Genomic DNA, 19,827 nt, shown 5'->3' with positions numbered 1-19,827 from the left:
AGGGGTCGGCTCCGGCTGAGGGCGAAATGACACTCTAAGCCGAAAGAGCATGGTTGGAGAAAGTGCGAAGCCGTTTCACGCGATGCATGCCTGATTGCAGCAGCGGTTATGAACTATCGGTCTTCCTGTCGCCGCCCCATCGCTGAAGCCGCTGAAGTGAACCAAGCAGCTCGTCAGTTGCTCGATCCCCGCTTTCGTTTATGCCCAAGAGCTTTGCTGCCGCTTCGCGTGCAAAAACGTCATCTGGATCATCGTGGAGCATGGTTTTGAGGAAACCCAACGCACGTCGATCGCGGCGACGACCAAGACCAATGATTGCCTCATAGCGAACGTCAGGATCAGCGTCGCAGAGTTGATTCTTTAGCGCGTGTCGGATGGCATCTGAGTCAGCGTCGCTTTGCTGACCAATCCCGAAAGTTGCCCAATTTCGCACCTCGGGATCGCGATCTGTCATCAACGATAGCAGAGTGGTCTGCGCTTCGACGCTATCAACAGCTCCTAATGCAAACGCGACTGCATACCGGATGTTGTCCCAGCTGTGGTGCGCAAAGGGGATGATGTACGGGGCAGCACGTGACCGATCTATATGATGAAGTGCAAAGATGGCATCAAACACCACCTGCTGGTCATCATCCGCGAGCAGGCGGAGGACGGCCGCAAAGCACTGATCAGGAAATGTACGATCTGGAATGCCGATCTGCCCGAGAATGTCGGCAGCCCGTCCGCGTTCTTTAGGATCACGTGAGCAGGCCAGGGCAAGTGCCCGGTCCAGCACATCCTTCGATCCGCGCCAATGTAGTGCAGCCACAGCGTCCCATGCTGCATCATTGTCACCTTCAAATGCAGCATTGAATAGCTCGGGTATGGAGCGATTATCGTCTGCCGGGCTGGTCATGCTATTACCTCGATCTCGGGAGACCTGTCCGCCTTCGACCGCCCAACGATCGCGGTGACGGTGTTCTTGCTGAGGCCGAGGTCGCGCGCGATCCAGCGATAGCTGCGCCCCTCGGCGACGAGCGCCAGCACCCTGGGGGCGAGCCGGTCGGACTTGGGGCGGTCGCCGGTCTGCCGCCCGAGCTTGCGGCCGCGCGCGCGAGCTGCGGCGAGGCCGGAGCGAACCCGTTCGCTCAGCATGTCGCGCTCGAACTGCGCGATGCCGGCAAGCATCGTCGCCATCATCCGCCCGTGCGGGGTGTCGACCTCGAACGTCATGCCGCTCATGGCGACGACCGACACCCGCCAACCCGACAGCCGGTTGAGCGTATCGAGCAGGTCCTGCGTCGAGCGCCCCCAGCGGCTGAGTTCGGTGACGAGGATCGCATCGATGTGCCGCGCCTGCGCCAGCTTCATCACCTCAGTGCGCGCCGAGCGGTTGGCCTTCATGCCCGAGGCAGTTTCGCGAAACACCTCGACCACCTCATAACCGCCGCGTTCGGCGAAACCGGCAAGGTCGCGCAACTGCCGCTCGCACGACTGGTCGGCGGTCGAGACCCGGGCGTAGATGGCAGCGCGTTGTCCCAATTGAACCTTCCCGAAATCCGGCCCCGAAAACCCTTGATTTGCGTGGAGTCAGTGTTGTCCAAAACAGACTTCTGTTCAATCGGGACACTGTGCCATGCCGCGCCGCCATATCCTGAGCGCCCGGCAGCGGTCGGTGCTGCTCGACCTGCCGACCGACGAGGCATCGCTGCTGCGGCACTACATCCTGGCCGACGACGACCTGGTCCATATCGACCGGCGACGCCGGCCGGAGAACAGGATCGGCTTCGCGCTGCAACTGTGTGCGCTGCGTTATCCCGGCCGGATGTTGGTACCGGGTGAGGTCATCCCGCTGGCGGTGTCGGCCTTCCTCGGCGCCCAGCTCGGCATCACCGGCGACACGCTCGCCCGCTATGCCGTCCGCCGACAGACCCGCCAGCAGCACATGGAGGTGTTGCGACGGACCTACGGCTACAGATCGTTCCCCGGTCAGGGCGCACCGGCACGCGCGTTTCGCGACTGGCTGCTTGGCCAAGCCGAACAGGCGCGCTCGAATGACGATCTCGCCCGGCGCTTCATCGCCCGCTGCCGCGACACCATGACCATCCTGCCGGCGATCACCACCATCGAGCGACTGTGCGCCGACGCGCTGGTCGCGACCGAGCGCAATATCGAGAAGCGGATTGCCGCGCGCCTCGATCGCGTCGCCTGCACCCGGCTCGATCGGTTGACGACCGAGATGCTGCCAGGCGCGATCAGCCGCTTCATCTGGCTGCGCCGGATCGAGCCGGGCAACAATTCCGCCGCGGCGAACCGGCTGCTCGACCGGTTGGAGTTTCTCCGCGCGATGAACCTCGGCGCTGACCTGCTCGCTGGCGTCCCGCCGCACCGCGTCGCCCGGCTGCGCCGGCAGGGCGAACGCTATTTCGCCGATGGCCTGCGCGATCTGAACGCCGACCGGCGCCGCGCCATCCTCGCGGTCTGCGTCGTCGAATGGGCTGCCGCGACCGCCGATGCGGTGATCGAGACGCATGACCGCATCGTCGGCCGAACCTGGCGCGAGGCGAAGCAACTCCACGATGCCCGCACCGCGGAAACCAGAAGCGCGGTCACCGCGACGCTGGACGGGTTCGCCGCGATCGGCCGGTCGTTGCTGGACGCACATGGTTATGGTGCGTCGCTGGAGGATGCGGTCGCGCGCGTGGCGGGCTGGGACCGGCTCGACTACCTTGTCGCGACAGCCACGACGCTGACCGACACGCTGAGCGACGATCCGCTGGCGCATGTCGATCAGGGATATCACCGCTTCCGCCGCTATGCGCCGCGCATGCTACGCTGCCTTGACCTCGCAGCCGCACCGGTCGCCCGCCCCCTGCTCGACGCGGTGAAGGCCATCGCCGCCAAAGGCGAACTGCCGGTGACCGACGATTTCCTGCGCCCGCATTCCAAGTGGCGGCGTCAGTTGCGGGTGAAGGGCAGTGACGATGCGCGTCTCCGCGAGGTCGCGGTGATGTTCCACCTGCGCGACGCGCTGCGCTCAGGCGACATCTGGCTCGACCGCTCGCATCGCTACGGCGACCTGCGCCATGTCCTCGTGCCCATGGCGGTCGCACGCAGCATGAAGCTGGCGGTCCCGCCCGACCCGCATGTCTGGCTGGCCGACCGCAAGGCGCGGCTTGCCGATGCCCTCGCCCGCCTCGGTCGCGCCGCGCGCAACGGCACAATCCCCCACGGCGGCATCGAGGACGGGATGCTGCGCATCGACCGTCTTACCGCCGATCCGCCGGACGGGATCGATGAACTGGTGCTCGATCTGTACCGTCGCCTGCCGCCTGTCCGCATCACCGACCTGCTGCTCGAAGTCGATGCCGCGCTCGGCTTCACCGATGCCTTCACCCATCTGCGCACCGGCATACCGTGCAGCGACCGGATCGGCCTGCTCAACGTTTTGCTCGCAGAGGGGCTGAACCTCGGCCTGCGCAAGATGGCCGAGGCGTGCAACACCCATGATTACTGGCAGCTCTCCCGCCTCGCGCGCTGGCATGTCGAGAGCGAGGCGATCGACCAGGCGCTGGCGACCGTGGTCGCCGCGCAGGGCGACCTGCCGATGGCGCGGGTGTGGGGTATGGGCACCACCGCGTCGGCCGACGGCCAGTTCTACCCCGCTGCGCGGCAGGGCGAGGCGATGAACACGGTCAATGCCCGCTACGGCAACGACCCCGGCATCAAGGCCTATACCCATGTCAACGACCGCTTCGCGCCGTTCGCATCACAGCCTATCCCCGCGACCGTCAGCGAGGCACCCTATCTGCTCGACGGGCTGACGATGAACGAGGCCGGGCGGCGGATCGAGGAGCAGTACGCCGACACCGGCGGGTTCACCGACCATCTGTTCGGGATCAGCGCGATGCTCGGCTATCGCCTCGTACTTCGCATCCGCGACCTGCCGTCCAAGCGGCTGTACGTCTTCGACCCTGCCGCCACGCCGACTGAACTGCGCCCGCTGGTGGGCGGCAAGGCGCGCGAGGCGCTGGTCGTCGCCAACTGGCCCGACCTGTTCCGCTGTGCCGCCACCATGAGTGCCGGGCAGGTCGCGCCGAGCCGCATCCTGCGCAAGCTCGCCGCCTATCCGCGCCAGAATGACCTGGCCACAGCCCTGCGCGAGGTGGGTCGGATCGAGCGCACGCTGTTCATCATCGAATGGATTCTCGACACCGGGATGCAGCGCCGCGCGCAGGTCGGACTCAACAAGGGCGAGGCGCATCATGCGCTGAAAAACGCCCTGCGCATCGGCCGCCAGGGCGAAATCCGTGACCGCACCACCGAGGGCCAGCACTACCGGATCGCCGGCCTCAACCTGCTCACCGCCATCATCGTCTACTGGAACACCCTGCATCTTGGTCATGCTGTCGAGGCACGGCGACGCGAAGGGCTGGAGACGCCGGACCATCTTCTCGCCCACGTCTCTCCGCTCGGATGGGCGCACATCCTCCTCACCGGCGAATACCTCTGGCCGAAAGACGCCGACGCTTAGGGTGTCATTTCGCCCTCAGCCGGAACCGACCCCCAGAAGCTGTTCGCCGGTGACGCGATCGTCGAAACCGAGATCAAGGACAAGGCGCTCGCCTGGGTGCCCTCGGCGATGCGGTTCAATGACAAGCCGTCGAACGAGCTGGCCGCGGACGATGGCCAGGACGAGCTTGCGGGGCTCATCGGCGACGCCGACGGCGAAGGCGAAGACGACGATCTTGGCGCACTGATCGCCGACGGGGACGGTGAACCCACCGAGGATGACGAGACCGCCGAGGCCGACGACGGCAGTGTCACGGGTGAGGTCCCGCACCCGGATAACCAGAACGACGACACGACCGACCACCTGGTCGCGGCCGAGTAACAGCGCACCCGCTGGGCAACCTCGCTGCCGGCGCTGCCTCACCGCAGCGTCGGCAGCTTCTTTTCACGTCCATTCGAGGAGCCGTGCCATGCCCGCAGGCACTCGCGACATCGCGGCCGCAATTACCGACACCATCATCGCCAAGCTCGAGGCCGGCACCGTTCCATGGCAGCGTCCGTGGTCGGTGACCGGAGAAGGTGGGCGCCCGCTGCGCCACGAAGGGACTCCGTACCTCGGAATCAACTCGATCTGGCTATGGGCGATGGCCGACTTCCTCGGCTTCAAAAGCCGCTACTGGATGACGGCGCGTCAGGCCGAGGAGCTTGGCGGACTGGTCCGCCGTGAGGCGCAGCCATCGTTCTCTGTTTACAGCTCCACCTTCCGCAAGAAGGCGCAACCGAACCTGCTCGGCCTGTCGGCCGACAAGCTGATCCGATTCCTGCGCTCGTACACCGTCTTCAATGCCGACGAGATCGAGGGCCTCCCGAGCTACTTCTATGCCCGGCCGGTCCCACCGACCCCTGCGCTGTTGTCGGCGCGACAGGATCGCATCGACGCCTTCTTCTCGGCGATACCGTCGCGAGTGCGTCGGGGCGGCGACCGAGCCTTCTTCAGCCCGACTTTCGACTTCATCCAGATGCCGCACGCCGGCAGCTTCAGGTCCGCCGACGCTCATGCCTCTATCCTCGCACATGAGCACGCTCACTGGACCGGGCATCAGTCTCGCTTGGATCGAACATTCGGGAAGAAATTTGGTGACAAGGCTTACGCGCTCGAAGAGCTGGTTGCAGAACTAACAGGAGCCATGGTGTGTAGCGATCTTGGTCTCCCATCCGAGATACACGATAGCCATGCAAGCTACATTGGCGATTGGTTGCGTATGCTCCGGTCGGACAAGAGCGTGATCTTCGTTGCCGCCACAAAGGCCGAGCAAGCCTTTGCATATCTTCGCACCTTCTCGGCCGAGGCCGTACATCCGGCGAAGCTGGCAGCATGACCCATTCTCACAGGAGAACCCGCCATGGGATGGCTTTCGATGAGGCGCGACGGAATGGGTCGCCACAGCACGCCCAAGGCGTATCTGGACGCACAATTCACCTACACCAACGACGCCGATGGTGGCGGCACGCGCGGTGCGCGCGTGATCGACAGCGCATGCGTCGGAAACCGCGTCTGGTATGCCGCTGTCGAAGTCCTCGAAAACGATGTCGCCACCTCCATCACCGCGCTCATTTGTGAGGTCCGATGGACGCCGAATGCGAAGGACGGCTACATCTTCGCCTATAAAGACATGGGCGAGAATGCCGGTCCCTACTCGGACGATTGCCCTGAAAAAATCCTGCGCCTGCTTCCCCCGACGAACAACGAGTACGCGCTGAATTGGCGAAGGCGCTGTCTGGCGCGCCTTCGTAGAAGAGCACGACGCGTTGAAGACGGCATGCGGATTCGACTGCCTCAACCGCTGACCTTCAGCGACGACCACGTCGGCGCCGAGTTCGTTGTGGTGAAGCGTGGCGCCCGCATCACCTTCCGCGGCGAAAATGGCTTCGGCCACTACCACATCCGCAATTTCCGTGATCTGCCCTGGATCGTCGTTCCCCAGACAAAGGTCCATGCCACGATCTTCGCGAAACCGCCGGCACCTGCGATGACGGCATGATGGAGCCTATTATGAACGATACAGCCGCTCTCTCCGCGCTGCGGCGCGCGCTATGCAGCCAGAGCAACGCGCTCCGGGTCGCGCGGCGAATGATGGAACATGGCATCGACGTGATCGTGGTCGCCAGTCACGATCCACTGCAGCCGTGGCGAGTGACGGAGCGCGACAACAGCATCGCGGCGCGCGCATGCGCCTGATCCTCGCCGCTGCTCTGATCGCGACAGCCTGCAGCGCCGCGGCGCCGCGCGCAGACCAGAACACCACCCTTTCGGCAGACGGCCGCGCCATCGATGGTGACACGGTATCGATCGACATCCGCCTCTTCGGCGCGGACGCCTTCGAGAAGCGTCAGTTATGCAGGACAACGTCGGGGTGCTGGCCCTGCGGCAAGGCAGCGCAGGACTATGCCTCGAAGCTCCTCAAGACTGGCGCCTCGACCATCCGGCTGACGGGCAAACAGAGTTACGGGCGCCCCATCGGCACGATCGAAGTCGCCGGACGGGACCTCGGTGAAGCGATGATCGCAGCCGGGCTTGCGGTGCCAGTAACAAGTTATCTCAAAGGCGACCCGGAGCGGGCCCAGCGCTATGTCGCCGCCTATGACAAGGCGGAGCGCCAGCGGCTCGGGGCACATGCTGGGTATTTCATCGACCCAGCGAAATGGAGACGCGGAGAGCGCCTCTCCTGCGAAGCGCGCAGAGGCGCGCCCACACATGTGCGTTAGTGCACCTGTGCACAGGTGCGGCTTCACGACTATGAAGCGTCAGGAGCGCGGAGCCACCGGAGCATAGAGAGAAGGGGGGCGGGGGAGAGCATCGATCAAGGAGACGATCATGCCCACTTTTGCTTCGACCCCGGCCCCTGTTCATACCCTATGGGACGCCCCGCAGACCGCCGAGCAGCGCCTGCCTGGCATCTGGTCGGTCAGCACTGCCTCGCATGGCGGCTTCGTTCTGTCCGACGAGCGCCAGGCGGCCATGCCCGAGGCGCTGCGCCTCGACAGCATCTACTATGAGGAGGACGTGGACTGGTCGCTGATAGTCCTTGCCTTCGAGGCCGAGTTCGCCGCGTTGCGCGATCCGTTGTTCGACCTCGAGCGCGACCTCGCCCATCAAACCGCACGGCACTGGCGGCCGAAGCACTATACCGGCTTCACCGGGCAGGTACTCGAACCGAGCGACAGTCACGTCCTCCGCAAGATTGCCCTTTTAGAGGCCGCAATCGGCGAGATCGGTGTTCAAGCCGCGTGGGGTGACTGGGCCGACTGGGTCCCCACCGGCAAGGTCGGGGTTGTCGGGCAACGCATCACGGGATGCGATCATCTCGGCTTTGCCAAATACGACGGACCGAAGCTGAAGGGGCTGGTCGACGCGAACCGCTACGAGGCTCGCGATACGGTGAGCACCTTCAAGTCCGTCGGTGTCGAGGTGATCGCATAGCGCTCGCTGGCGCTGGAAAGATGTTTCCGAAAGGCGGCAACATCTTTCCAGTGGCCCAACCCATGCTCGCGGTTTCGAGCGGGGCACTCTCCGAGGATTATCAATGCGCCCAGCCCTGAGGGGCTGACGGCCCGGATGCAGCCGAAGGCGCGGGAGAAGAGGGGGGAGTGAGCGTTTGGGCGTGAAATGTCGCGCTCGACACTCATTGGAGACGGCGTCGATGTTCTACGATGTGCCTTATCGCCACCAACAGGCGGTGGACCCCGCTGCGCTCAGCACGATCGCGATAACGCTCCAGGCGATGACCAAGGCGCTGGATGATTGCCGCAACGCGGGCGTAGACCCCAATACGGATCCCGCGATGGTGCTGCTCGCACGTCACATGGCGACCGTGTCGACCAATCGCGCGCCGCGATCGGTCCTCCGTCATGCGTGCGACAAGCGACTGCAGTCGCTGAAGCGCTACCCGGCGCTGCTGGCCCTTTCGATCCGCGGCGTCGAATACGACCAGGCCGCCAAGGAACGATTTCACGAGGACGCTACGGCCGCGATGCAGGATCTCGCGTCAGCGCTCGCGCTCGCTGAGGGGAGTTACACCATCGCCTCGACCCGAGGCGAGGTTTCCGAATCCGGTTATGTCCTGCTCGCCGCGGTCGAGGTCGCCGTCATGGTGCGGGTCGGGCGCCGCTTCGAGGGGCGCGAGGTATCGTATCGCGCCGTCGCCCCCGGTGTGGATCAAACCAACCGGAATGCCAGCATGGTCGATCTGCTGCGGCCCGCGCGATTTGCCGAGCGCCTGACGCGCGAGCTGCGCCTTCGGCTCGCCCCGGCGAGCGTCTCCGAACCAAGCCTGATCGCCGCTTGAGGAGCTCCGTATGATCCAGATCAACGATGCCCTCGCCATCGCGCGAGCCGATGTTGCAAACATCGCTCGGTTCATTGAGCGCCGAGAGCGCTTCCTCGACGCCCTCGACTGGTCGATGATGACTGACGCACAGGTTCGCCAGTCGTCCATGCTCGACGAGCTGCTGGACGAGGACCTTGCCATCGGCCTGCACTACATCGACTGGCTGATCGATCGCGTGGACAGCCAAGTCCCGACGCCTGGCGCTCTTCGCTTTGCGCCGCATCCCCGCCCGTGGCACGCTGAGTGGAACACGCTGGCCGCCTGAGAGAAGGAGCTTAGACAATGAGCCGTCATACCTTCGCCGGTCACGCCGGCACCACGGTGGCCGTGGGATGGGATCGTCCGCTGAGCACGTTCTTCGTCCAGGTCTCGCGGCCGCATCCGACGCTCAAAGGCGAAAGCCAGATTGTCGCATGGCTGGGCACCGACAACGGCGAGCTCCCAACCGCGGCTGCGGCCCTCAAGGTAGCCGCTGACTATGCCGACCTGCCGAGCGATCTCGGCGCGACGCTGGAAACGGACCGGATGAAGACGCTCGGTCAGAGCGACGGCCCCGCCCAAGCCGCTGCGCGACGATTCCGTCGTGACGGCAGTTTCTGAGGAGGATCTGGTCATGGATCCGAACAGCAACAACACGAGACCAGCACCGAGCGGGCCAAGCATGGCCTTGACCATCCTCGTGTTCGTGATCGTGCTTAGATCAGCGTCGTGGATGATCGGTGTCGTGATCGATGGCGAACCTCTTTCCGAGGGCAATTCGTCGCTGCCGTTCGAGCAGCTTTACCGGATCGTCGACACCATACAGGGGCCTATTGGGGACGCCTTGTGCTTTGTTGGGATCACCGTTGCCGTAATGGCCTATATTACAGGCAATTTCGGCGCCGAGTTCAGGAGCTCAACCACCGCCGAGGGTGAGAAGCCCAAGCGTATCCCGACGTTGCCGATGAGTGAGGCTGCGCGAGCAGCCGAAGCGCGCTTCAACGCATTGAGCGCTCAGTTCCGGTCGATGCCCGAGAATATGGTGTTGCCCGAGGCCAGCATCGAGTTCGAGCGCATCCAAGAGAAACACGTTCCCGACGTCCGGCTCGCTCACCGGGAGGCTCGTTCGACGGTATCACCAACGTCCGAGAAAGCCGATGCGTTGGATGAGGACTACGCCAGCATGCTTGGTCGGATCAGTGACTCCGTTCAACATCTGATCGAAGGTTGCGAGGCCTTGGGCCGGGAGCGACTTGAGGTACAGGCTCGCTTCATCGAGGCTCGACACCCCGGCGACGATCGCTAGAAAGTCAGCATCTGTTCTGGCAATCGATCGACAGCTCGATCGGTTGTCATGACCGGTGCGCGGGCTTCTCACGGTGCGCCAGCGGATAGGAGCAGTTATGCCCCCTATGTACCTTGGCAACGTCGCCTGGATGACATTGATAGTCTGTTTCCTATGGACCTTCGCCATGACGTATTTCGTGTTCTGTCACGAGCTGCCGGCGACCAGCGCGATCCACGTACTCGCGCCTACGTTCGGCGCACTGGCTTTCGCCGTCATGTCGATAATCCTTGATGACGGCGGATTGTTGAAGGCCCTGACCGCGCAGATCATCGCCATTTCGCTGATGATGGCAGCGGGAAAGAGGCAGCAACGAGCCTATTCCGAGCATCGCGACCGCTGATGACCGCTCTAGCGGTGACAGACGAGGCACGATAGACTGAGTCCTATGTTCGCGTCAGCAGAATCCATGATCTGGGGCTGCCTGCCTGTCCTGCTTGCCGGCGCAGCTATACTTCCCTTGAGCGCACAAGCCGGAAAGTCGATCAAGAACCTCCTGCTATTCTTCCTCGGCACGAACGTGGCGGCGCTCGCGCTGTATGCCGCGTACCAAGGGCCGGTGACGTGGTGGTTGGCGTCAGGAAGCTCATTCCTGATCGGCATGGCGGGGATCGCCGCCTTTGTAGCGGGACGGGCTGACCCAAGCCAAAGTTAAGAGGGGGGGGGCTGTTGATCCGGGTGGATCAACGGAGAACCTCTCATGTCCAACATCATCGACCTGGGCGGAGCGCCCGCCAACGAGGATTGCGCCCAGCTTGGGCAGACGCCGGACTTCGATACCGTCAACGCCCACGAGGTCTTCGCCTATAAACTGGCGATCATCGCGCGGTTCGGGGAGCCTCCCGCGGGTTGCCGCCTGAAGCCTCTCGCAAACCGCCACGATTTCGGGACCTATCGCACGCTCTCCCTCCGCATCGACGATGAGGACGACGAACAGGTAGGGGCCTATGTCGACCTGGTCGAGAACGGCCTTGGCAGCTGGCTGGAGGCCGGATTTTCGCCGCCCATCAGCTATAAGGGCAGCGTTGCCACGATCCACCAGCTCGACGTTACCGAGCTGCTGATCGGCGCCTTGCAGACGACACGCCCAGATCCTGACGGGACATTCCCGATCCCGGATTTCGAGGTGCTCCACACAAATCTCGCGTCGGCCTTCCCGGAGGAAGCTGCGCTCGCCCGAGCCCGTTGGGCGGCAGCTTGAGCCAATCCGTCGCGCCTGCGGGCGCCACGACACGGAGGGTGTCATGATCGTCGACGATTTCAATTCAGCAGATCCGCGCACATGGTTGGCGCGCGGTCGAACGCCGGAGCAGGCCGAGGCGCTCGCTGCATCGTGGCGGGACTTTCCGGATCTTCCGCACGATGCACCCCTTGCCGACCGTCAGGCCCGCAGCCGTGCACGCGTGATCGCCACCAGACCCATCTTCGAGGCGATGCGCGTGCAAGCCGAGGCCGAGCGCCAGGCGAGAAACTTCGCCTTCCTCGAGAACCAGGCGCGCGAGGGCAAGGTGAACGATCGCGATCTCGCCATTCTGCGCGGTCGCGACGATCATGGCTACGACTGGGACGTCGCCAACCGCTACGCTGACGGTTGGTATGCGGCCCATGTCGGATGGCCGCACAGCTATCCCGACGGCATCCCGAGCGAGGTGCCCCTGCAGGTCCGCCGCGCGGCCTACGATCAGGGCTTCACCGATGGTGGTGGCGATCGGACCGACCTGTTCGACGCAGCGCGCCGGACCAACCTCGCGCAGCTGCGTCAAAGCAACATGCCGCCTCCAGCGTTGCCGGTCGCTACCGCACGCCCGATACCGAGCAGCTGGCCGAAACCAGGCGACGAAGCCCGGCCCGCCCGTTGGTCGCGCCGCCTCATCATTCTGAGCGACGAGGACGTGTCTCTCGAGGCGCCCGAGCGCGCCAAATGGGACTTCCTGCGGATCATCCGTGAGCGACAGGGCGCAGACGAGATGGCGATCATCGTCCTTAGCAACGACGGCTTTGCCACGATCGAGCGCTTCCTGCCTCAGGCAATGCGACACGGTCGACGGCAGGTCAGCCACGCTGATGCGGCCGCCCAGCTCCGAGCGGCGATTATGGGCCGGAATATAGAAGACGTCCTGGTCGCTTTGCAGGGGGAAGACCTGCACCTCCTCGACGCTGTTGCCGGAGCCCTGCCGCTCTGCCGAACCATGGAGCGGACACGAAACACCAAGCTGCAGCAGCGCGCTCACCTACGGGCGTGGCTGGATCGCGGTTACGGCTCGGACGAGAACATGGCCGCAGGGCACATCCGCTGGGGCAAGCTGATCCATGGCCTGACGGGCAAGCTCGGCGAGTTCACCGCTCGGCATATCGGCGCGGCACCCGGCCGAGGGCATCTGATCCGGGTCTATGTCGGCGATGATCGGCCTGCGACCGGCTATGCCGGCGCGGACGGGGTCCAGCTGCCCCATGACGTCGTCGTCTCGAGCAAGGCTAAGCTGCGCTCTGAGATGGCGGCAACGCTCCGGCGCTTCGGTGCAGCAACGCCGCTGATGGCGCTGTCGGGGCGCGACGCCGGATAGCCAGAGCGTCCAGGCAGCCCAAGGCCATGGAGGGGAGGGGGCGGGGAAGCGCGCACCGGAATCAGCCGGTCAGGAGCAACTCCCTTGTCCGACCCCCAGCATCCCCCTTCGCACCATCTGATGCGTCCCGTCCTATGGTCGTTCGGCGAAGGCCCGACCTTCCCTGGCTATACCGACGATACGACATGGAACGGCTTCCTCAACGTGTCCGTGGGTATCGGCATTTGGCCCTACGTGCTGCGCGAGCTGATCGCAGGCGCCGATGGCGACGCCGAGCGCATCGCCGAATATCGGGGTATGGCCACCGACAGCAGCATGGTCTCGATAAGTCACGGCTACACGACCAGCGCCGTCGACGCGAAATGGCCGTGGCTCTTCCCTGACTACCCGCTCGCAACCATGATGCCGATCCCGGCGACGTGGTCGGAGATGAGCTGGCGGCATGAGGCAGCGCCGAGTTTCGGCCCATGCGTCGGCCCGATGGGCGAGGCTGCTCAGATATGGATCGACTACGCGGATCCAGCGAAGCGTGACGTTCCCGAAAGTTCGAGGTTCACCTTCAGCCGGCGCGACGCAGTCGGCGAGCTGACCGTGATCTACGCGGGCGACGACTACGACGCTGTGCTGACACACGCGTCGATCGAGGCGCTTGCCTGCAGCCTCTCCAAGCGGGTCGCCTATGAGATGACCGCAGAGGAGTGGCAGGAGACGAGGCTCCGGAATCGGACCACGCCGGACAATGTCTGCGCGTCGCACGATTTCATGGACACCAACATCCTCATGCTTGAGGCATGGGAGGCGGAACGCGGTAATGCTCTGCTCCCGGGTGGCGAGCGGGAGCGCTTCGAGGACGACCTCGAGCGGGTGCATGCTGCGTGGGACATCGCCACCCGCTGCTACCTCACTGCGTCCGAGGAGGGCGCACGCTTCGACGCTTGGCGCCTGACGGGGCGCGCAGTTGACGGCCTTCGTGCCGCGGGCATGGACCTGGCGTATGATGACGATGGCGACACGCCGGGGCGGATTTACGAGCCGGGGTTCATGGAGCGGGATCTGCGGCAGTGGGTCGTGAACGTGAGCAACACGAGCCACGCTTTCGACACGCTGTTCGACGCCGAGGCACACCTCTGGAGCGTGTTCGCCTCCAGCGAGGCAAAGGAAGCTCGGCCTTTGGCGGTGACCGCCGCGCCGATCCGTCCTGTTCCACCGCCCCGTGAGATTGCCTTCTCCGAGCAGGAGGTCACCGTGACGGCCGATGCGATCGAGCGTCGCCTCGAGGTACTGAGACAACGCGCCGCGACCACCGCCGAGGCGTCATCCGAGGGTCTATTCCTCGAAGAGAGCATCCGGCAGCTGGCAGGCGCGCGAGACAAGCTGCGCGCGGCGACCCAGCGGCCGTGAGCGGTCCGCCTCGGCGGCGCATCCCGGCGCCGCAGGGGCGAAAAAGGGGAGAGGGAGGGTGATGGCGGATGCGGGGAATTGCCCTCGCACGGCTCCGAAGGATCCGCCATGCTTCCCGCCACGATCTCCACCAGTGTCGCGCCCGAGACCATCAACAAGGTCACCCGGCTGTTCAACGGCTCGGTCAGCGACATCCTGCATGAGCTGCTGCAGAACGCGCGCCGAGCCGGCGCGAGCACGGTCGCCGTGTCCACGATCGGCCGCGCCGGCGACCGTCTCCTGCACATCGTCGACGACGGTCACGGCATTGCCGACCCGGCCAGTATCGTCACGCTGGGCCGCTCCGGGTGGAGTGACACGATCGCTCGCCGCGAGGATCCCGCCGGCATGGGCGTCTTCAGTCTTGCCGGTAGGGACGTCATCATCCGTTCGTGGTCCCAGGCCGCCCACCAAGGCTGGTGCGCCCACATCCCGGCATCAGCGTGGGAAAGCAGCCGGCCGATCGCGATCTCGCCGGATCCGATCGGGCGAGGCACCTCGATCAGCATCCGCATGGACTCCGCTTGGGAGGACGAGGTCCTGCCGGCGCTGAGCCATGTTGCGCGTCACTATCCTCTGCCCGTGACCTTCGACGGCGAAAGCGTCGAGCAGACGCCGTGGCTGGACGAGGCGATCTATGAGGAGCGCTGGAACGGGTGCCGCATCGGCGTGGTGAAGGAGCATCACCGCCGGGGAGGCGCGGCTCGTCTCAATTTCCATGGCCTGACGATCCCGTGCCCGATGCCGGTCGTGCAGCAGGTCGGCCGCGGCGAGGAATGGACGGTGCTGGTCGATATCGTCGACTGCCCGGCGCTCCAGCTGGTGCTCCCGGCTCGCAAGGAAGTCGTTCAGAACGACGCGCTTACGGCGCTGCGCGAGGCCGCGAGCAAGGCGATCTTCGGCGCTATCGCGTTGGAGGGATCGCATCGGCTGTCGCATAAGGACTGGCTGGAAGCCCGACGGCTCGGCGTCGCGCTGCCCGAGGCCGAATGTCGTCTCCATGGTTGGTGCGCTCCGCATGCCGCGGCGGGCGAAAGCTATATGTCCGGCAGCAGCTTCAACGACGGCACGATGATAATCATGCCGGACGTGGCCGCCATCGTGGCGCAGCCTGCCGAGCTGGCTATTCAGCATCATAAGCCATTCGCTGGTCCGCTCGTGTTCGGGGAGCCCGCCTTCGCCGGCTATCGCTGGTATGACGGGCTCGCGCGCGTTCAGACGCTCGGCTTCACCATCGAGCAGGAGGGCCGCACCTTCCACATCCGCGACGAGGAGGGGGCACCTTCGGACGTCGACAACGGCTATGTCGAGCAGCTGACGCTCGAAGTGACCGTCGCCCACGGCGACGCGGTCACGACGGTCGCCTGCGACGCCGACGTCGCCTTTGGTCCGGATTTCGATCTTTCGACCGAAGTCGACGACGTCGTGATCTTCGTCCGACGCGGTGCGGAGCTGCTGGCCCGGGACGTTATCTCGCTCCTCCAGCGCGCTGCCTTCGAACCGAGCTCCGACAGCTGCGCCGACAGTTATGAAACCCAGGAGGAACGGTTCCGGCGCGACGCCAGCGACCGGGTTCTGGCTTTGCTCGAGGGAACGGATGCTGCGCTCGAGGCACACATCCGCGGCCTGTTTCGCGACTATCCGGTCGATGTGCCAGCGGATCGCTCGGTGACGGTCACCATGACCTCGGCGGGCGTGTCAGTCACGATCGCCGAGCGCCAACCGGAGGTCGGGTGACATGGACATGCCCCCGCCACCCGTCGTCTTGGCCTACGGCATCGGGGTCGACAGCACCGCCCTGCTGGTTGAGCTCGTGGCGCGAGGCCGGGCACCGGACCTCGTTCTGAGCGCCGATACCGGCGTCGAGAAGCCGGCGACATACGCCTATCTCGACGTCATCCGTCCTTGGATGGACGGGCATGGCATCAGGCACGAACTGGTCTCGTACACCCCTAAACGGTTCAAACACTGGCCGCCCTATTACGGCCTGCTGGAGATGTGCCTCACGAACGCCACCCTGCCGAGCAAGAGCCTGGGCGGATCGAGCTGCAGCCTCAAATACAAGAAGGCGCCGCAGGATGCCTTTCTCGCCAACTGGCAACCGGCGATCGACGCCTGGAACCGCGGCCAGCGCGTTACGCGCCTCATCGGCTATGACGCAGGCCCCCGCGACACACTTCGCGCAAACCACGCGCTGTCGATCGAGGATCCGCTCTATGACTGTCAGTCGCCGCTGCGGGAATGGGGCTGGGACCGCGATGCCTGCGTCAGGCGGATCATCGCCGAAGGTCTTCCAGTACCCCCGAAATCGGCCTGTTTCTTCTTATGTTTGCAGATGGTGTCTCGTCTCACCGCAACCCTTTATTTATGGGCTACAAAATTATCCGCCGTTTGAGACGATCCGAGGCCATTGAAGCGCTCGGGACAGTTGCAAAGCGCTACTGCACTTTGCAACTGTCCCGAGCGCAACCGCCGAAGGCGGTGCGACTCGTCGCGGCGGCATCCGGAATGACTTTGCTGAGCGGAAGAAACTGACTTGCCATTGCCCGTCGGGACTTGCTGATGCGGCCTTGATCGTTGCGCCGACAGATTGGGAAATGTCTGTTACGCGCCCATTCCGGTCGCTCAGCCGATGCACCGCAATCCCCGGAAGCTGCCGACCCCGACCGATCAGTGAGCAGCAGTCTGCGAGAACACGTTCATCACGATGACACCAGTCACGATCAAACCCATTCCCGCCATTGCCGGTAAGTCCAGCTTTTGCCCCTGAATGATCCAGGCAACGGCTGCGATCAATACGATGCCGCAGCCCGACCAAATTGCGTAAGCTATCCCGGTGGGAATGGTCTTCAATGTCAGCGACAGGCAGTAGAAAGCCACGATGTACGAGAGGGCAGTGAGAAGGCTGGGCGCTAGTTTGGTGAAACCTTCGCTCTGCTTCATGAAAGTTGTGCCGATCACTTCAGACACAATCGCCACCGCGAGTAGGACGTAATTCATGTGCGCTCCGTTTTTCCTGCCGATTCCGATGAAGCCGCCCCTCGTTTCCGAGATGATTGCGCCCCTTCGTTCCGAGATGATGTCGCCCCCCCGGAGACAGGGCCGTGCTGGCTACGTCTGTTGTTATTTCGTTCGTGCCGGTCGTCAAGCCTCTGAAGGGGATTTGACCCGGCGCATGCTGTCACCGTCGAGGTCCAGGCGGTGGGCGTTGTGGACGAGCCGGTCGAGGATGGCGTCGGCATAGGTCGGATCGCCGATCACCTCGTGCCACGCCGCGATCGGCAGCTGGCTGGTGACGATCGTCGAGCGACGGCCATAACGCTCTTCTAGGATTTCGAGGAGGTCGTAGCGGGCATGAGCATCGAGTGGCTCAAGCCCCCAGTCATCAAGAATCAGGAGCTGAACGCTGCCGAGCTTGGCCAGGATGCGGGCGTAGCGTCCGTCGCCGCGTGCCAACGCCAGGCTGGCGAACAGCTTGGGCACCCGCTGATACAGCACCGAACGGTCGTCGCGGCAGGCCTTATGGCCTAGCGCGCAGGCCAGCCATGATTTCCCGACGCCAGTCGGGCCGCAGATGACGAGATTGTCGCGAGCGGCGATCCAGTCACCAGCGACGAGCTTGAGGAACAGCCCCCGGTCGAGACCTCGATGGCTGCGATAATCGACATCCTCGGGGGTTGCCTGATGGCGCAGCTTGGCGAACCGCAGCCGGGCGGCCAGCTTGCGGTCGTGGCGGAAGCTCCATTCGCGGTCGAGCAGCAGCGCCAGCCATTCGGGATGGGTGAGCCGCTCGGCTTCGGCATTGGCGGCCAGTTCGTCGAACGCCCTGGCCATGCCAGCCAGCCCCATTGCGTTCAGCCGGTCGAGAGTGGGATGTTGAAGCATCATGATCTCCTTCAGTGATAGTAGCGGGAACCCCGGATATTCGGGTGGGTGATCGTCCGATCGTCGCGCGCCTGCCGGGGCGCGGGCGCCTGATCGAGCCGGTTGTCGAGGATCGATCGGACCGATCCATAGGTGCGTGCGCCGATATCGAGCGCCCGGCTGCACGCCGCTTCGACCCGTTCGCGGCCGAAGCCCTTCACCAGGCGCACGATGCCCAGGCAGGCCCGGAAGCCCTGCTCGGGATGCGGGCGATCGGTCAGGATTTTCTCGCACAGCAGGGCGGCACAGGGGCCGATCGCGGCCGCCTCGGTGGCGATGCGTTCGATCGTCCAGTCGGCGAAGCGCCGGTGGGATGACGGCATATGCTCGGATATCGTCGTGTGCCGGCCATTGCCGGAGCCGCGCATATGGGCGGCGATCCGTTCACCCTTGTGGAACAGTTCGATCGTACGCGCGGTGATCCGCGCCTCGACCGGCTCGCGCGCGAAGCGATACGGGACCGAGTAATAATGGCGCTCGATCTCGACATGATAATCGAGACCAGCGCGCCGCCGCCGCCATTCGGCGAAGACATAGGGTTCCAGCGGCAGAGCTTTCAGCGCAGGCCTGTCGATGGCCTCGAACAGCTGGCGCCGGGTCTGGCCCACGCGGCGCATGATACGGCGGTCATTGAGGTCGGCGAGCAGGTCGCCGATCGCGGCGTTGAGTTCGGCCAGGCTATAGAAGATCCGATGCCGAAGGCGCCCGAACAGCCAGCGCTCGACGATCAGCACGCAGGCCTCCACCTTGGCCTTGTCGCGTGGGCGGCGCGGACGGGTCGGCAGCACCGCGCTGTCGTAATGTGCCGCCATCTCGGCATAGCTGCGGTTGACCTGTGGATCGTAAAGGCAGGCCTTGATCACCGCGACCTTGGCATTGTCCGGCACGAACAGGGCAGGCGCGCCGCCGAAGGCTTCCAGCGCCCGCACGTGCGCCGCGATCCAGTCGGGCAGCGTCTCGGTCCAGCTCGCCTCGGCATAGGACAGGCTCGATGCACCCAACACCGCCACGAAGATGTGCGCGTCGCGGATTTCGCCGGTCAGCCGGTCGACCACGACAGCCACCTTGTCGCCCGCATAGTCGACGAACAGCTTCTCGCCGGCGGCGTGGGTCTGCCGCATCGTGACCGGCAGCTTCGCCGCCCAGCCACGATAGAGATCGCAGAACCGGCTGTAGCGATAACCTTCCGGATGCTGAGCGATATATTCGTCCCACACGATCTGCAGCGTCACATGCTTGCGCTTCAACTCGCGATGGATCGCTGCCCAGTCCGGTTCAGGGCAGCGGCGATGGCCGGTCTTGGTGCCAGCCGCGCGGTAAAGCGCCGCCTCCAGAACGGCATCGCTGACATCCGCGCCCAGCGGCCAAGCCAGACCCGCGACCGCTGCCCGCCTCAGCGTCTCGCGCACCGTCGAGGGCGCGGCGCCCACCCGATACGAAATCGCCTTGTGACCCAGCCCCTGCTCAAACCGGTACCGTAAAATCTCGCGAACCCGTCGCATACTCAATCGCTCCGCCGACATCGGCTCCCTCCCTCGGACAACCCAAAGGAAGCAAACCTAATCCCAGCAGCGGACCTTCATCGTCATCCCCGCAAAGGGGGCGACATCATCTCGGAATCAGGGGGCGAGTAATTCTCGGAACAGGGGGGCGGCATCATTTCGGAATGAGGGGGCGGCTTCCCTCGGAATCAGCA

The 19,827-nt window shown here is 64.6% G+C and carries 23 protein-coding genes; 18 read left to right on the top strand and 5 right to left on the bottom strand.

The window, feature by feature from the left end; translation table 11 throughout:
• Nucleotides 1-106: 106 nt before the first annotated feature.
• Together ACGVWT_RS18405 and ACGVWT_RS18400 are read right to left on the bottom strand one after the other, a co-directional pair.
• Nucleotides 107-895, bottom strand: coding sequence for a HEAT repeat domain-containing protein (locus ACGVWT_RS18405; RefSeq protein ID WP_267224365.1), 789 nt, complete (start codon nucleotides 893-895; stop codon nucleotides 107-109).
• Nucleotides 892-1,521, bottom strand: coding sequence for a recombinase family protein (locus ACGVWT_RS18400; protein WP_147037438.1), 630 nt, complete (start codon nucleotides 1,519-1,521; stop codon nucleotides 892-894). The genes ACGVWT_RS18405 and ACGVWT_RS18400 overlap by 4 nt, the downstream gene beginning before the upstream one ends.
• A gap of 94 nt (nucleotides 1,522-1,615) precedes the next feature.
• Between ACGVWT_RS18400 and ACGVWT_RS18395 the strand changes: the two genes are divergently transcribed.
• From ACGVWT_RS18395 to ACGVWT_RS18310, 18 genes are all read left to right on the top strand, one after another.
• Nucleotides 1,616-4,513: a Tn3 family transposase gene (locus ACGVWT_RS18395; RefSeq protein ID WP_288936969.1), complete on the top strand. Its 2,898-nt coding sequence runs from the start codon at nucleotides 1,616-1,618 to the stop codon at nucleotides 4,511-4,513.
• Between the two features lie 108 nt (nucleotides 4,514-4,621).
• A complete protein-coding gene (locus ACGVWT_RS18390) occupies nucleotides 4,622-4,873 on the top strand; it encodes a hypothetical protein (protein ID WP_394427658.1) in 252 nt (83 codons plus the stop codon).
• A gap of 88 nt (nucleotides 4,874-4,961) precedes the next feature.
• Nucleotides 4,962-5,870 carry an ArdC family protein gene (locus ACGVWT_RS18385; protein WP_066773343.1) on the top strand — a complete coding sequence of 303 codons (909 nt, stop codon included), beginning with the start codon at nucleotides 4,962-4,964 and terminating at the stop codon, nucleotides 5,868-5,870.
• A 24-nt stretch (nucleotides 5,871-5,894) separates the two neighbouring features.
• Nucleotides 5,895-6,533, top strand: a complete 639-nt coding sequence (locus ACGVWT_RS18380) for a DUF6927 domain-containing protein (protein WP_066773346.1) — start codon at nucleotides 5,895-5,897, stop codon at nucleotides 6,531-6,533.
• A gap of 11 nt (nucleotides 6,534-6,544) precedes the next feature.
• On the top strand, nucleotides 6,545-6,730 hold the full coding sequence (locus tag ACGVWT_RS18375; protein ID WP_231728699.1) for a hypothetical protein: 186 nt from the start codon (nucleotides 6,545-6,547) through the stop codon (nucleotides 6,728-6,730).
• A complete protein-coding gene (locus tag ACGVWT_RS18370) occupies nucleotides 6,721-7,257 on the top strand; it encodes a thermonuclease family protein (protein WP_066773360.1) in 537 nt (178 codons plus the stop codon). The genes ACGVWT_RS18375 and ACGVWT_RS18370 overlap by 10 nt, the downstream gene beginning before the upstream one ends.
• Nucleotides 7,258-7,366: 109 nt before the next feature.
• Nucleotides 7,367-7,972: a DUF7007 domain-containing protein gene (locus tag ACGVWT_RS18365; protein WP_066773363.1), complete on the top strand. Its 606-nt coding sequence runs from the start codon at nucleotides 7,367-7,369 to the stop codon at nucleotides 7,970-7,972.
• 301 nt (nucleotides 7,973-8,273) lie between these two features.
• Entirely contained in the window at nucleotides 8,274-8,837 is a 564-nt protein-coding gene (locus tag ACGVWT_RS18360) for a hypothetical protein (RefSeq protein WP_156442282.1), read from the top strand.
• Nucleotides 8,838-8,847: 10 nt separating this feature from the next.
• The gene (locus ACGVWT_RS18355; RefSeq protein WP_221211861.1) at nucleotides 8,848-9,144 is read left to right on the top strand and encodes a hypothetical protein; all 297 of its coding nucleotides are present in this window, start codon (nucleotides 8,848-8,850) and stop codon (nucleotides 9,142-9,144) included.
• Between the two features lie 17 nt (nucleotides 9,145-9,161).
• Nucleotides 9,162-9,479 carry a hypothetical protein gene (locus ACGVWT_RS18350; protein WP_066773370.1) on the top strand — a complete coding sequence of 106 codons (318 nt, stop codon included), beginning with the start codon at nucleotides 9,162-9,164 and terminating at the stop codon, nucleotides 9,477-9,479.
• A gap of 13 nt (nucleotides 9,480-9,492) precedes the next feature.
• Nucleotides 9,493-10,164, top strand: a complete 672-nt coding sequence (locus tag ACGVWT_RS18345) for a hypothetical protein (protein ID WP_066773373.1) — start codon at nucleotides 9,493-9,495, stop codon at nucleotides 10,162-10,164.
• A 166-nt stretch (nucleotides 10,165-10,330) separates the two neighbouring features.
• On the top strand, nucleotides 10,331-10,546 hold the full coding sequence (locus ACGVWT_RS18340; protein WP_156442284.1) for a hypothetical protein: 216 nt from the start codon (nucleotides 10,331-10,333) through the stop codon (nucleotides 10,544-10,546).
• 45 nt (nucleotides 10,547-10,591) lie between these two features.
• Nucleotides 10,592-10,858 (top strand): hypothetical protein, encoded by a 267-nt coding sequence (locus ACGVWT_RS18335; RefSeq protein ID WP_156442285.1) that lies wholly within the window; start codon nucleotides 10,592-10,594, stop codon nucleotides 10,856-10,858.
• Between the two features lie 45 nt (nucleotides 10,859-10,903).
• Nucleotides 10,904-11,404: a hypothetical protein gene (locus ACGVWT_RS18330; RefSeq protein WP_066773379.1), complete on the top strand. Its 501-nt coding sequence runs from the start codon at nucleotides 10,904-10,906 to the stop codon at nucleotides 11,402-11,404.
• A gap of 43 nt (nucleotides 11,405-11,447) precedes the next feature.
• On the top strand, nucleotides 11,448-12,767 hold the full coding sequence (locus ACGVWT_RS18325) for a hypothetical protein (RefSeq protein ID WP_066773382.1): 1,320 nt from the start codon (nucleotides 11,448-11,450) through the stop codon (nucleotides 12,765-12,767).
• A gap of 84 nt (nucleotides 12,768-12,851) precedes the next feature.
• The gene (locus tag ACGVWT_RS18320; protein WP_156442286.1) at nucleotides 12,852-14,168 is read left to right on the top strand and encodes a hypothetical protein; all 1,317 of its coding nucleotides are present in this window, start codon (nucleotides 12,852-12,854) and stop codon (nucleotides 14,166-14,168) included.
• Nucleotides 14,169-14,276: 108 nt separating this feature from the next.
• Nucleotides 14,277-15,944, top strand: a complete 1,668-nt coding sequence (locus tag ACGVWT_RS18315) for a hypothetical protein (protein WP_066773386.1) — start codon at nucleotides 14,277-14,279, stop codon at nucleotides 15,942-15,944.
• Between the two features lies 1 nt (nucleotide 15,945).
• Nucleotides 15,946-16,602, top strand: a complete 657-nt coding sequence (locus ACGVWT_RS18310; RefSeq protein ID WP_394427650.1) for a hypothetical protein — start codon at nucleotides 15,946-15,948, stop codon at nucleotides 16,600-16,602.
• A 275-nt stretch (nucleotides 16,603-16,877) separates the two neighbouring features.
• Here ACGVWT_RS18310 and ACGVWT_RS18305 read toward each other — a convergent pair whose 3' ends face one another.
• The 3 genes from ACGVWT_RS18305 to istA form a co-directional block, all read right to left on the bottom strand.
• A complete protein-coding gene (locus ACGVWT_RS18305) occupies nucleotides 16,878-17,207 on the bottom strand; it encodes an SMR family transporter (RefSeq protein ID WP_066675293.1) in 330 nt (109 codons plus the stop codon).
• 144 nt (nucleotides 17,208-17,351) lie between these two features.
• The gene (istB, locus tag ACGVWT_RS18300; RefSeq protein ID WP_066675312.1) at nucleotides 17,352-18,092 is read right to left on the bottom strand and encodes an IS21-like element helper ATPase IstB; all 741 of its coding nucleotides are present in this window, start codon (nucleotides 18,090-18,092) and stop codon (nucleotides 17,352-17,354) included.
• Between the two features lie 11 nt (nucleotides 18,093-18,103).
• The gene (gene istA, locus ACGVWT_RS18295; RefSeq protein ID WP_082730872.1) at nucleotides 18,104-19,633 is read right to left on the bottom strand and encodes an IS21 family transposase; all 1,530 of its coding nucleotides are present in this window, start codon (nucleotides 19,631-19,633) and stop codon (nucleotides 18,104-18,106) included.
• Nucleotides 19,634-19,827 lie beyond the last annotated feature (194 nt).

Origin of the sequence: Sphingomonas sp. S6 (assembly GCF_043498045.1) — a bacterium.
In the GTDB taxonomy this organism is placed as follows: domain Bacteria; phylum Pseudomonadota; class Alphaproteobacteria; order Sphingomonadales; family Sphingomonadaceae; genus Sphingomonas.
This window is presented reverse-complemented; position numbering and strand designations above follow the sequence as displayed.